Origin of the sequence: Pseudomonas oryzihabitans (assembly GCF_006384975.1) — a bacterium.
In the GTDB taxonomy this organism is placed as follows: domain Bacteria; phylum Pseudomonadota; class Gammaproteobacteria; order Pseudomonadales; family Pseudomonadaceae; genus Chryseomonas; species Chryseomonas psychrotolerans_B.
Genome location: NZ_CP021645.1, coordinates 2,698,172 through 2,710,447 on the forward strand (window position 1 = coordinate 2,698,172; position 12,276 = coordinate 2,710,447).

At 56.3% G+C, this 12,276-nt stretch carries 12 protein-coding genes and 1 pseudogene; 9 read left to right on the forward strand and 4 right to left on the reverse strand.

The window, feature by feature from the left end; genetic code table 11:
- Nucleotides 1-154: 154 nt before the first annotated feature.
- From CCZ28_RS12025 to CCZ28_RS12050, 5 genes are all read left to right on the forward strand, one after another.
- Nucleotides 155-1,333: a hypothetical protein gene (locus tag CCZ28_RS12025; protein WP_140218302.1), complete on the forward strand. Its 1,179-nt coding sequence runs from the start codon at nucleotides 155-157 to the stop codon at nucleotides 1,331-1,333.
- Entirely contained in the window at nucleotides 1,323-3,089 is a 1,767-nt protein-coding gene (locus CCZ28_RS12030; RefSeq protein WP_140218304.1) for an ATP-binding protein, read from the forward strand. Before CCZ28_RS12025 ends, CCZ28_RS12030 begins: the two co-directional genes overlap by 11 nt.
- A gap of 370 nt (nucleotides 3,090-3,459) precedes the next feature.
- Nucleotides 3,460-4,581, forward strand: a complete 1,122-nt coding sequence (locus CCZ28_RS12035) for a hypothetical protein (RefSeq protein WP_140218306.1) — start codon at nucleotides 3,460-3,462, stop codon at nucleotides 4,579-4,581.
- 212 nt (nucleotides 4,582-4,793) lie between these two features.
- Nucleotides 4,794-5,270, forward strand: a complete 477-nt coding sequence (locus tag CCZ28_RS12045) for a hypothetical protein (RefSeq protein WP_140218308.1) — start codon at nucleotides 4,794-4,796, stop codon at nucleotides 5,268-5,270.
- 59 nt (nucleotides 5,271-5,329) lie between these two features.
- Nucleotides 5,330-6,145, forward strand: a complete 816-nt coding sequence (locus CCZ28_RS12050) for a glucose 1-dehydrogenase (protein ID WP_140218310.1) — start codon at nucleotides 5,330-5,332, stop codon at nucleotides 6,143-6,145.
- Nucleotides 6,146-6,149: 4 nt separating this feature from the next.
- Here the strand turns inward: CCZ28_RS12050 and CCZ28_RS12055 are convergent, their stop codons facing one another.
- Together CCZ28_RS12055 and CCZ28_RS12060 are read right to left on the reverse strand one after the other, a co-directional pair.
- Complete coding sequence (locus CCZ28_RS12055; protein ID WP_140218312.1) at nucleotides 6,150-7,310, reverse strand: sensor histidine kinase; 1,161 nt, start codon at nucleotides 7,308-7,310, stop codon at nucleotides 6,150-6,152.
- 105 nt (nucleotides 7,311-7,415) lie between these two features.
- Nucleotides 7,416-7,706: a hypothetical protein gene (locus CCZ28_RS12060; RefSeq protein WP_058766329.1), complete on the reverse strand. Its 291-nt coding sequence runs from the start codon at nucleotides 7,704-7,706 to the stop codon at nucleotides 7,416-7,418.
- Between the two features lie 537 nt (nucleotides 7,707-8,243).
- On the opposite strand from CCZ28_RS12060, the gene CCZ28_RS12065 reads away from it, so the two are divergent.
- The 3 genes from CCZ28_RS12065 to CCZ28_RS12070 all read left to right on the forward strand — a co-directional run bounded on the left by CCZ28_RS12065 (nucleotide 8,244) and on the right by CCZ28_RS12070 (nucleotide 10,055).
- On the forward strand, nucleotides 8,244-9,323 hold the full coding sequence (locus CCZ28_RS12065) for an alpha/beta fold hydrolase (protein WP_140218314.1): 1,080 nt from the start codon (nucleotides 8,244-8,246) through the stop codon (nucleotides 9,321-9,323).
- Between the two features lie 123 nt (nucleotides 9,324-9,446).
- Complete coding sequence (locus CCZ28_RS24880; protein ID WP_346763999.1) at nucleotides 9,447-9,599, forward strand: hypothetical protein; 153 nt, start codon at nucleotides 9,447-9,449, stop codon at nucleotides 9,597-9,599.
- A 33-nt stretch (nucleotides 9,600-9,632) separates the two neighbouring features.
- Nucleotides 9,633-10,055: a transferase gene (locus CCZ28_RS12070; RefSeq protein WP_346764000.1), complete on the forward strand. Its 423-nt coding sequence runs from the start codon at nucleotides 9,633-9,635 to the stop codon at nucleotides 10,053-10,055.
- Between the two features lie 6 nt (nucleotides 10,056-10,061).
- Here CCZ28_RS12070 and CCZ28_RS12075 read toward each other — a convergent pair.
- Nucleotides 10,062-10,178: pseudogene (locus CCZ28_RS12075) on the reverse strand (GNAT family N-acetyltransferase); the annotation flags it as partial.
- Nucleotides 10,179-10,497: 319 nt separating this feature from the next.
- Between CCZ28_RS12075 and CCZ28_RS12080 the strand changes: the two are divergent.
- Entirely contained in the window at nucleotides 10,498-11,568 is a 1,071-nt protein-coding gene (locus CCZ28_RS12080) for a hypothetical protein (protein ID WP_140218316.1), read from the forward strand.
- Between the two features lie 160 nt (nucleotides 11,569-11,728).
- On the opposite strand, the gene CCZ28_RS12085 is transcribed toward CCZ28_RS12080, so the two are convergent.
- Nucleotides 11,729-12,229, reverse strand: a complete 501-nt coding sequence (locus CCZ28_RS12085; RefSeq protein WP_140218318.1) for a GNAT family N-acetyltransferase — start codon at nucleotides 12,227-12,229, stop codon at nucleotides 11,729-11,731.
- Between the last annotated feature and the right edge of the window lie 47 nt (nucleotides 12,230-12,276).

The window sequence follows — 12,276 nt, forward strand, 5'->3', positions numbered from 1 at the left end:
TTATCCAGGCTCCTCGCAAGAACACTTTAAAACCAAACACAAAAACAAATTAAAAATAACTTTAAGCGCAAGATTTATTGCAACACCAAGCCAGATGAGTAATACCAAACTTTCAAACCAGCAAAACCAGCCACTCATTTAATAAGAGATCAAAATGGGACGCTCAGCTGATTATACGATTCAAGGATTTCTGTACCAGTTCAACCAAACTCTATCCGAATTACTTAAAGCGGATGACGATGCAGAAATTACAATTGAAGGGATAGTCGAAGACATAGAAGTAAGAACATTCAGTGGCACCAAGGCAATTCAATGCAAGTACCACGAAACCAAGGAAACTTATACGCCCAGCATCCTTTACGACCCCTTACTTCAGATGATGAAGCATTACAAGTCAAACCCAACAGCAAATATCGACTATCATCTTTTTGTACACTTTCCAAACAGCCCGAAAATCATCATCTCCGCAACAGAACTAAATGAAGCTATAAACTCTAAAAACAAAGAATTACAAAACACAATAAAAGATGTAATCGGCGTAAACATAAGCGGATTTCTCACCGTATTTTCTATTAGACTAACATCTAAATACGATGATTTAATGATGGAAAACATGGAACTATTATCCACTCTAGGATTTGAAAAAACCGAGGTGGAAGCGCTATTTTACCCAAACGCAATTCAAATTATTGGCGACCTAAGCATTAAACATGAAGAGGCGCTTAGAAAAGTAACCAAGAAAGATTTTTTAGCCACTTTACGAAAAATAAGATCAACAGCGATTTCCCAGTGGACACTAGCACTGAAAACTCGAAAAAAAATTATAGAATCCCGAAGAAAACAGTTAAAAGAAAATCTCAATAAAAACGTTAGACTCCGCTTTGTAACCATATTTCCTGAATTTATAGAGCAGTTCGACGAACAAATTATTCTTTTCATAAAGTCATTTATTGACAAATATCACTATAAGCAAGCACATACACAAACACCTTTATTTGCTCTAGATGTCACACAACAAGAGTTATATAAAATCGCCAGCAGACTGGATAGCAAAGACGTTTGTCCAAACCTAGGACTTACTGCAATGGATTTTTCTGAAAAAAACTTTTTCCGCGAACCCATGGCAAACAAAGACAGAAAAGAATTTGCGCTTCGACTTATCTCCTGGAATGAATATAAGGGCATTCAACTGCAAAAAAAAGCAGACGATTTTTTTGTTATAGGCTATGGAAATACAGCTGAGCTAGATTTGCAGGACATTAATGTCGAGAATCTAGCGTGCGAAAAACTTGAAGAAGTAAAATACATGTTGGGGATAAGCGATGTCTACTAAAATTGGAGCGGTTCTATCTTGCGCACCAAAAGCAATTGTAGTTGTCATAGACAGCCTGGAATTATTTGAAAACCACAAGGAAGCGCTACAAGTAGGGCGCTTTCTAAAAATCGCCCAAGGCAACCATGATTTTACAATTGCGACCATATTAAATATTAAAGGCATAAATACATTTTCAGCAGCTGACAAGCCTATCTGGAGCTTTCAGATAGAGTGTCAAGCCATTGGAACTTTAGTAGACAACAAAACCTTCGACCGCGGCAGCCTGCTTTTGCCCGTACCAACCGAACTAGCATTCACTGTAGACGCGGATACTTTAGACAAAATATTTTCGGCAGATGGAAGCCATAATTTCCCGCTAGGCAAACTATCAATGAACAAGACCATTGATCTGATGATCAACGGAAATAGTTTTTTTAGCAAACATATTGCGGTAGTAGGATCTACCGGCTCAGGAAAATCCTGCACTGTCGCTAGCGTACTACAAAGAACAGTAGGAGTATCTCAAAACAAAAACAAAAACAAAAACCTTCAAAACAACTCCCATATAGTGATATTTGATATTCACGACGAATATACAGCAGCATTTAAATTAGAAAAAGATGAACTATTTACGCTAAACCGACTAGATATTGATTCGCTTCAGTTACCGTACTGGCTAATGAACTCCGAAGAACTTGAAAGCATGTTCATCGAGAGCAACGAATCAAATTCGCACAACCAAGTTAGCCAATTCAAACATGCCGTCGTTCTCAATAAAGAAAAGCACAATCCAAGCATTTCAGAAATAACATATGACACCCCGGTTTACTTTTCTATTCAAGAAGTTTTTAACTTCATAGAAAACCTAAATCGCGAAGTTATTAGCCGACTACCAGGAGAAGACAAACCTAAGCTAGCAGATGGCACCTTGGTAGATGACCGAAAAATCTACTTCGAGAAAATATATGATTTTGTCGTAAACTCCACCGCAGCAGCTACAAAAGCTAGTAACGGCCCATTCAACGGAGAATTCAACAGATTTACATCACGGCTAGAAGCAAAACTTACTGACAAGCGACTCAGATTTCTTCTGAACTCAAAGAAAACCTGTGGCCAAGCACACAACACCGCAGACTTTGAAAGCTTGATGAAACAGTTTATTGGCTACCTCCACAAATCAAACGTTACCATTGTAGATCTGAGTGGCGTTCCGTTTGAAGTACTCAGTGTGACTGTAAGCTTGATTTCCCGGCTTATATTCGACTTTTGTTTTCATTATTCAAAAATACAACATGCTGATGGCAAGCTTAACGACATTCCCGTCATGCTCGTTTGTGAAGAGGCTCACAACTATGTACCTCGGGACGGTCATGCAGCCTATCGAGCCTCCAGAAAATCCATTGAACGTATAGCAAAGGAGGGAAGAAAATATGGTTTAAGCTTGATGGTGGTAAGCCAACGTCCGTCGGAAGTATCGGAAACTATCTTTGCCCAATGCAACAACTTTATTTCTTTACGCCTTACAAACGATGCTGACCAAAATTACGTACGCCGGCTATTTCCAGATAACGCCAACGCGATCACAGACATTCTACCTAACTTAGCACCCGGCGAATGTGTAGTAGTCGGTGATGCCGTACTACTACCCGCAGTTATAAAAATGGCGCTTCCAGCTCCAGAACCGCATTCTAGAAGCGTTGATGTTCATAGCGAATGGGAAACTCCCTGGCGAGATATCTTATTTTCCAGCGTTATTGATCGTTGGAGAAAATAAGCCATTCGACAAAGCTCAATCACAACACTCTATTATATCTACTTAAAACAGCACCTCTGAGATTGGTCAGCGAATTAATTTTAGCACATTCATCTCTACAAAGATGGGGTCGATGCTGAACAATTTCAGAGGCTTATACGGAGCACCAGACGAAAAACAACCTTAAAGCCAAAGGGAACAAATCCGCACAAAAAGGAGAGTACCGATAAAACTACCGCATCATGAAGGAAGCACGGCATGCAATTCAGACTTTCGACCGATTACAAATAGAACGCTTTCAGCTAGATTAATCTCAAGTAATTCTCACTCATGAGATTACCCTTCTAGCCCTGGCCGATTAGTCTTCCAAAGACTTTACAAGGACCGTCCCATGCAAACATCCCGCTCCCTCATGATGCTGTTGCTCTTGGCCAACACCGGTGCTGCCTTAGCCGCGTCCCAGACGGCAAACGTCCAGCAAAGCGGTGGCTTCAATGTGGTGAATCTGGACCAGGGCAGTGGGCTATCGGCGCGTAATACGGCGGATATCCAGCAGACCGGCAGCTTCTTGAATGCCCAGGTCACCCAGCAGAACGACGCCGATGACAGCGTTCGGTTGGTGCAGGACAGCGGCAGGAGCGTGGCGGTGGTCAACCAGAGCTGGGGCGCGCGGCGGCGGGTAGACATCGAGCAGGTCGATGCCGGCTACGGGCGAGTGGAGGTGGATCAGGGGCCAGGCGTGGACAACGAGACGGTGGTGCGGCAGACGGGTCTGCGGCAGGACACCTATGTGCATCAGGACGGCGGCTCGCACCGGATCAGCATCGACCAGACCGGCGAGCGGGCGGGTGATAACACCCTGACGGTGAACCAGGACGGGCTGAACGGCAATCTGGAGCTGCGCCAGTATGGCGATGCGCTGAACCTGCAGGTGGTCAGCTTCGGGCTGCGCAATGGTGCCTGGGTGAACCAGAACGGCAACGATTCGACCACGGTCGTCGAGCAACGCGGCAATGACAACTACGTGGGGCTCAAGCAGGCCGGTGAGCGGGTGGATTCCAAGGTAGTCCAGCAGGGTAATGGCAACGATGTCAGCCTGAGCCATTCCAGCAACCTGGGCCAGCCCAGCAGCGTCGACATTGCCCAGCGTGGCGATCTCAATCGTGCTGAGGTGAATGTCTATGGCGTCGGTAGCCAGCTGACCCTGGCGCAGACCGGTGACGGCAACGGCGCTTCCGCCATCGTCTCGGGCGAGGGTAACCAGCTGGATCTGGCGTCCACTGGTGACGGCAATGGCATCACGGCCTACTACCTGGGCAACGACGGCCAGTTGAAGGTGGATCAACAGGGCAGCGGCCTCGGGGTGACAGCCTATGTCACGGGCGATACCTCCCGCATCAGCGTCAATCAGAGCGGCTTCCAGCACACCGCCAACCTGACCCAGGCCACGGCGGGTAATGTGATCAACCTGACCCAGAGCGGTTTCTCCAACCACGCGGTCATTACCCAGTAGGCCGGCCGCGGCGGGCCGGGAGGGAATCGCCTGGGCAGCGTCTCCAGCAATGGCTGTTCGTCAGCCTGTCGATCGGTTTCGCCCTGCGCCTTGCTTGGGTCCAGCAGGGGGTCAAGGTCTGCTGTCGGTGCTCAGGCAGCCCTCGGGGCGCGTCCTCAATCTTTGGCTGGTGCGGCCGCTACCCTGGCATTCCCCTCGCTATGGAGTCCGCGATGTCCAGCCCCTTGTCGGTGAATGGTATCGGCCACGGCATCTTGCGCCCCGTCACTCTCAGATTGAGCGATGCGCCTACCAAGTCCCAGGCCAAAGAAGAGACCACCAAGACCGCCCTAGCCAAGCAGGAAAAGGGCATTGGCAAGCCCAATCCGCTGAATCAGATCAAGGACCAGGCCGAAGCCAGCAGTAGCAGCGACAAAGGCAGCACCGGCAACAGCACCCTGGATACGCTGCAGAAGGCCATCGACATGGCCAAGCGGCAACTGGAGTTGGCGCAGAAGCAGTTGCGTGCCGTGGAAGCCCAGAGCAAGGGCGCCAGCAAGGAGGCCCAGGAAGCCAGCCAGGCCGCGCGGGAGGCCGCCCAGGCCAACGTGGCGGCCGCCAGCGAGGCGTTGATGAGTGCCTATGCCGCCTACACCGAGGCGCTGAAGAAGGCCGGCGACAGCAGCAGCGGGGTCAGCGCGCGGGCGTGATCGGCGCCCAGCGGCTTGGGTTACCCTTGTGGTCCCATCCACCGCTGGAGGAATCCACCATGGCCAACCGGTTGCTCACCAAGACCACGCTCGTCACTGGCGCGGCCCAGGGTATAGGCGCCGCCATCGCCCGGGCTTTCGTGGCGGAAGGTGCCTTCGTCTATGTCACCGACCTGAACGACGAGTTGGGCCACGCCGTCGCGGCCCAGTTGGGCGACAGGGCGCGCTATCTGCACCTGGATGTACGTGACGAAGACCAGTGGCAGCAGGTGACGCAGCAGCTCCTCGCCGAGCGGGGTCGGCTGGACGTGCTGGTGAACAATGCCGGGATCACCGGGTTCGAGCAGGGCGTGGTGGCCCACGATCCGGAACACGCCCGCCTGGCCGACTGGCAGGCGGTGCATCGCACCAACCTCGATGGCGTCTTCCTCGGCTGCAAGTACGGCATCCGTGCCATGCGGCCCGCGGGGGCCGGATCCATCATCAATATTTCGTCGCGCTCCGGGTTGGTGGGCATCCCTGGAGCGGCGGCCTATGCCGCGTCCAAGGCCGCGGTGCGTAACCACAGCAAGACGGTGGCGCTCTATTGCGCGGAGCAGGGCCTGGCCATCCGCTGCAATTCGATCCACCCCGCCGCCGTCCTCACGCCGATGTGGGAGCCCATGCTGGGCAATGGCCCGGATCGCGAGGCACGCATGGCGGCCCTGGTGCGGGATACACCGCTGCGGCGCTTCGGCCAGCCCGAAGAGGTGGCCGCCCTGGCGCTGCTGCTGGCGTCCGACGAGGCGACCTACATGACCGGCAGCGAATTGAATCTGGATGGCGGGCTGCTGGCGGGTTCGGCGGTGACACCGGCCGTGGCGGACGAGTCCTAGCCCGCTACTGCTTGACCTTGAAGCTCAGCCGCAACTCGGTGCCGCGCTGGCCGGCGCGTGACCACTGCGCCTGGCCACCGATCTGGGCGGCCAGGCCCTCGATCAGCTTCATGCCGGTGCCGGACCCGGGCTTGGTAGCGGGTGCCTGCAACGGCAGGCCCTTGCCGTCGTCCCCGATGCGCACGGTCCAGGCGCCTTCGCTTGCGCTTTCGATATCCACCGCCAGCGAGCCGCCCTGGCCGTCGAAGGCGTACTTGAGGCTGTTGGAGGCGAATTCGGTGAGGATCATGCCCAGGGGCACGGCGGTATCCGGGTCCAGGTCGACGTCGGCGATGGCGATCTGCAGCCGTACCGGGCCGGAGTGCTCCTGATGCAGGTGGCACAGGTTCTCCAACAACTGCATCACGAAGGGCCGCAGGCGCAATTGCCTGGCGGTGTTGGCCACATAGAGTTGTTCGTGGACCAGGCGCAGGGCATCGATGCGTGCGCCTATGCCCTGGAGTTCCTGGCGCGCTTCGTCCGACTGGGCCGCGCGCGATCTCAGCCAGACCAGGCCGGCGATGATGGCGATGTGGTTCTTGATGCGGTGCTGCATCTCTTGCATGAGCCGGGTGTTGGCCTGCAGGGCCTCGTTGAGATCGCTGGTCTTGAGTAGCCGGTCGATGACGGGGCCGAGGATGGTGGCGTAGGTACGCAGGAACTCAACGTCTTCCTCGCCGAAATCCCGTGGCTCACGGGCGTCGACCTGCAGCAGGCCATAGGGCTTGCCGCCGGGTAGCAGGATGGGCACGTTCACCAGGGCGACGACGCCGTGCTCGCGGAGGAACTCGGGCAGGTCGAAGCGCTCTTCCTGGGCGATGTCCGGGGTGATGACGGGGCGGCTGACCTTGATCGAATAGGCTTCGGAAGAGCGTTCTCCGAGAGAGATCCTGGCCTGGCCGACCACCCCGGTCTGCCAACCGACGCCGGCACGCACCAGCGCCTGATGCGCGCCGCGCTCGATCTCCAGCACCTTGGACAGGTCGGTGCCGAGCGCAGTGCTCACCAGCCGACAGGCGCGGGTGAGGACCTCGTCCAGGTCTTCGCAGCGCAGAGCGAAATCGCCGAAGTCGGCCAGCAGTTTCTGGCGGTGGACCAGGCTGTGGAGTTGTTGATGAGCGTTCATCGCGCCGTTGCTCTTGTTCGTTGAGACTCGGAACGATCCGTGACCGCCAAGCGGTGGGGATCTGACCCTGGGTGAGCTGCCGTCGAGGCGGATCGGTGCGCCCCTTCAGGTTTCGCCAGGGTCCGCCCCGCTGCCCGGCCGCGGCCGGTCATCCGGATAGATGTCCTGGTCGGTGATGGCGGCATGACTGCCCAGGGCACGCAGTTGATTGACGGCGTCGCGGATCACCTCGTAGAGCAGCGAGGTATTGCGCACCAGGGCCTGGCTGAGGGTGCGACTGACACGCGCCGGGCGTGCCGGATCGATCAGGGTGATCACCAGGTTGTCTCCCTGGGATTCGAGTTCGTGCTTGATGGGCGGGTCCAGCGCCGCCAGCTGGCTACGAAGGGCTTGCATACGGCTGGAGGCTCCCCGAGGGCTGTTTTTCAGTCCGACTCGATGGCTGGCCGAAGCGTTCCAGCGCTGCGCTTATCCGCCGCCAGGCCGCACTGGGCGCGGGATGGCGGATGGATGGGGACTGGCTGCTAAGCCAAGGGCTCTACCGCCAAGGTTGCCGCCCCCTCCCCCAGTGCGGTCCTCATCGGCAGTCGGGACAGCCCCCTCGAGCGCACCGTCTTGGCCCCCCTCAATCAATGCCTCTGCTGCCGCGAGGCCAACCGCTCCTGCAAGGCTTTGGGGATGCGCACCTTATTTTTGTGACGTAGCTCACACTATGTTATTAAAGCCTCCCGCGGGAACCCGTGGGATCTCAGCTGTTCAGCCACTCGCTCAACTACAGGTCGGCAAGTCACTCTGGCAGCCCGTAACGCGCGTGAAGCCCAGGCTGGAGGACTACCGCGTCTGGCAGAGGGCTTCAGGTAGTAAGCGGCAGGATGAGAGGTGTGACGTTGTGAGTTTCCTATTGATTGTTTCGTTAGCGGATGGACGACTTTCATGAGCAGAGTTTTTAACGTACGGCTTGCTATGGGCAGCTTGCTTTCTGCCCTCACCCTGCTGTTGCTGCTGAACCCCCTTGCGGTTCAAGCAAGCGAGCAACCCACGCCGGTCGAAGGCGATTTCGTGGTGCCGAGCTTCAGGTTCCATACCGGGCAAACGCTCGATAACTTGCGGCTGCACTACATCACGCTGGGCAACAGCAGCAACCCTGCGGTCCTGGTCCTGCACGGCACCGCCCAGCAGGCCAAGGCGATGTTGAGCAAGGATGTGGGGGGCCAGTTGTTCGGCCCTGGCCAGCCGCTGGATGCGAACAAGTATTTCATCGTGATCCCGGATGCCATAGGCACCGGTAAGTCGACCAAGCCGTCGGATGGGTTGCGCGCCGCCTTCCCCCATTACGACTACGCCGACATGGTGCAGGCGCAATACCTCTTGCTCACCAAGGGCCTAGGCATCAAGCACTTGCGCTTGATCATCGGTAATTCGATGGGGGGCATGCAGACCTGGATGTGGGGCGGCCTCCACCCCGGCTTCGCCGATGGCTTGGTGCCCATGGCGGCGCAGCCCACGGAGATGGCCGGCCGTAATTGGATGATGCGGCGCATGCTGGTGGAATCCATCAAGCAGGACCCCGCGTGGAATCAGGGTAACTACCAGACGCAACCGCCGTCGCTACGCCTGGCCAAGACCATGTTCGAAGTCGCCACCAGTGGCGGCACCCTGAACTTCCAGGAGATCGCCGGCACCCATGCCAAGGCCGATGAGCTGGTCGATAAACGCCTGGCGGCTCCGGTCACCATCGACGCCAACGACTTCATCTATCAGTGGGAAGCGTCGGCCGACTACAACGCCGAGCCGGGCTTGGCGAAGATCAAGGTGCCGGTCCTGGCCATCAATGCGGCGGATGACGAGCGTAACCCACCGGAGACGGGCCTCATGCAAGAGGCACTGAAGCAGGTGCCCAGTGCCCGGTTACTGTTGATTCCGGCCAGTACCGAAACGCGCGGCCACGGTACGACCGGGTTGGCGAAACTCTATGCGGCAGACCTGGCGCGCTTCGTCGATAAACTCCCCTAGCCCCCAATAAGGCAGGCCGCTCGCCCGGCGGGCCAGGCTCGGAGCTTTGCACGACAGCAGGAGACGCAGCACAAGATGACGAGCACGAAGCCGAACCCGTTCCCCGAGCCCCGAGCCCCTGCCATGAGCCTCTTGGACATCAGCACCTTCATCGCCCGCTGGCCGACACTGGCCCTCGCGCCCGCCGAACCGTGGCGGATCACCCAGGAGTGCGAGGCGCACATCCGCGCCCTGCTGGAACGACTCGGCCCGGACTTTCGGCGCGTCGGGGACTAGGCCATCCATGACAGTGCCGTGGTGGAAGCCGGCGTGGTATTGAAGGGGCCCCTGATCATCGGCGCCGGAGCATTCGTAGCGACCGGGGCCTATCTGCGCGGTGGGGTCTATCTCGGCACGGGCTGCGGTGTAGGTCCGGCGTGCGAGGTGAAGAGCAGCCTGCTGCTGGACGGGAGCAAGCTGGCGCACTTCAACTTCGTCGGGGATTCGCTGATCGGCGCCGGGGTGAATCTGGAAGCCGGCGCCATCGTCGCCAACTATCGCAACGAGAGTGACGGCGCGCCCATCCGCATCCGCCATGGCGAGCGGGTGATCGAGACCGGGGTGCGTAAGTTCGGTGCCCTCATCGGTGATGGGTGCAAAGTGGGCGCCAACGCAGTGCTGGCACCCGGCCCCCTGCTCGCCCCGGGAACCCGGGTGCCGCGGCTGGGACTGGTCGACCAGGGCGCTTACTAGCCGCGCCTAGAGCGGCGTCTCTTCCTGCTGGTAGATACGCAACCCACGCGCCTGGTAGTTGGCCAGGGCGGCCGGGTGGTCGAGGGTGCAGGTGTGCACCCAGACCCGCTCGGTGCAGGGCCAGTCCGGTCAGAGTCATCACCCGTAAGCCAGGGCTTTGTCACCTAAGGGCGACCGCCTTGCAGTGAGCTCACCAAACCATCCTTTAGATTCAGTTTTTTACGCCTGAGTCATCCTCTATTTGAATGATTACCGAGCTGAAAACTTCCATTATAAATCATGACCAGGGCCGTGCTCCGCTCGCGACCTGAGCAAGGACAGCGGAGTTACTTAGCACATTGGAAAATATGGAATCTACTCATATTGAGTAGCCAGCATTCATTAGTAAAAAAGAGAAGCTCTAGAAACCCGAAAATCACGTCGAGCAGGAAAAGGAGTTCTCATGAAAGCCACCGCATCCTTATTACTAACCAGCCTCATACTTCTCACCGGCTGCAGTACTGTGAACCAATCTACCAAAGTCCTCGAAGCTGAACAGCGAGTGGTGACAGGGGTCGACAGGGAAGAGCTCCTCGGCAAGCAGTTGCATACGGCTAGAATCGTCTGCCCGGAGCCAAGTCCAGATGCGTTGAAAACCTTCGCCTTGTCTGGCACAGCATCCAAAGGTGACATCGCTGCACTCTCGGCCGCATACCAGCAGTCGGGAGCGAATATTGGTCTACGCACGCAGTCCATTCAGCTTCTACGTGATCAGTTGTTCGCTTACTGCCAAGCCTATGCAAACGGCGCGATCACCGCCGAGATGTATCAGATGTACATGGCACGCAACCAACGCAATACCGTTGCCACTCTTGCCATCGAGCAGCTTACCGGCGCGATCAAAAGTCCTGACGTCGTCTTGACTAGCCAGAGTTCTACTGCCGACAGCAAATACCTGCTCGACCAGGCAGCCCTGATCAAAGACGCCAAAGAAAAGCTGGCCAAGATGACCGCAGGTAGCGATGAAGCGAAAACCATGCAAAGCAATATCGAAGCGATGCAGGCGCAATTGAAGCAGGCTCAGCAGTCGATGGTTCAAGCAGGCGGTTCTGGAACATCGGTTACCTTAGCTCAGCCTCCACTTCCTGCCGAAGGTATAAAGAGCATCGCTGATAGGGTATGGGACATCACAGCGACAACCGCTTGGAGCAATGATCTTTTTTACATCTGCATGAACGCCTATGCCAATCTCCCCCCGAATAAGCGTCAGCCAGAATTCGACGCTGCCTGCGCAAAGATCTATGACAACCTTGCAAAGATTCATTTATTTCAGCTAAAACAAATTACAGCAGCAGCCAATCAAGCGGCTCAAGCGAGCTCTGACCATAAGCGAACCACACCCAACTCCTCAAATACGCCAAATGCAAATAGCAACGGACAGCACAATCTCCCCCCAATTGGCTCTGTCAATGTAGGCGTCCCCGCGATGAAGAAGATGGAAACGTATCCATTTAGCACTAGCTTTGGAAATTAAGCGCGGCTCATGGAAAAAAACAGACCACAAAAGATCTTCTGCCACGTAGGATGAAATTTGGCCCCCAATAGGCGATAGGTGCCAGCGGGCGCACTACTTGTCCCCGGGCACCCGTGTGTCGCGGCTGGGACTGGTCGATCAGGACGCCGACTAGCTGCACCTAGAGCGGCGTCTCTTCCTGCTGGTAGATCTTCAGCCCCCGCGCCTGGTAGTTGGCCAGGGCCGCCGGGTGATCGAGGGTGCAGGTGTGCACCCAGACCCGCTCGGTGCCCGCCCACTCCCAGGCGCTGCGGATGGCGTGACTCAGTAGCGGGCCGCCGAAGCCCAGGCCCATGAAGGCGCCGGCCAGGCCGAAGTAGCGGATCTCGACATTGCGGCCATCCGGGCGGTACAGCTCGTAGTAGCCGGCGATGGCGCCGCGGTGATAGGCAACCCAGGTGCGGTGGCCCTCCTGCTCCACCAGGGCGCGCCACTCGGCATCGCTCCAGCGGTTCAGGTCACTCCAGTCCCAGGCCTGGCCGACCAGGCCGTAGAGGAAGCGATTGAGTTCGGGTTGTGGCACCTCGCACTCGACGATGTGCAGGTCCGGCCGTTGCGGCTTTTCCCGCAGCTCGGCGGAGGAGGTCATTTCGAGATAGAAGGTGGTGCAGGTCCGGTCCATCGCCAAGGCTCCCTGGGAAAGGTCAGACCTTATTGTGAACAGGGCCG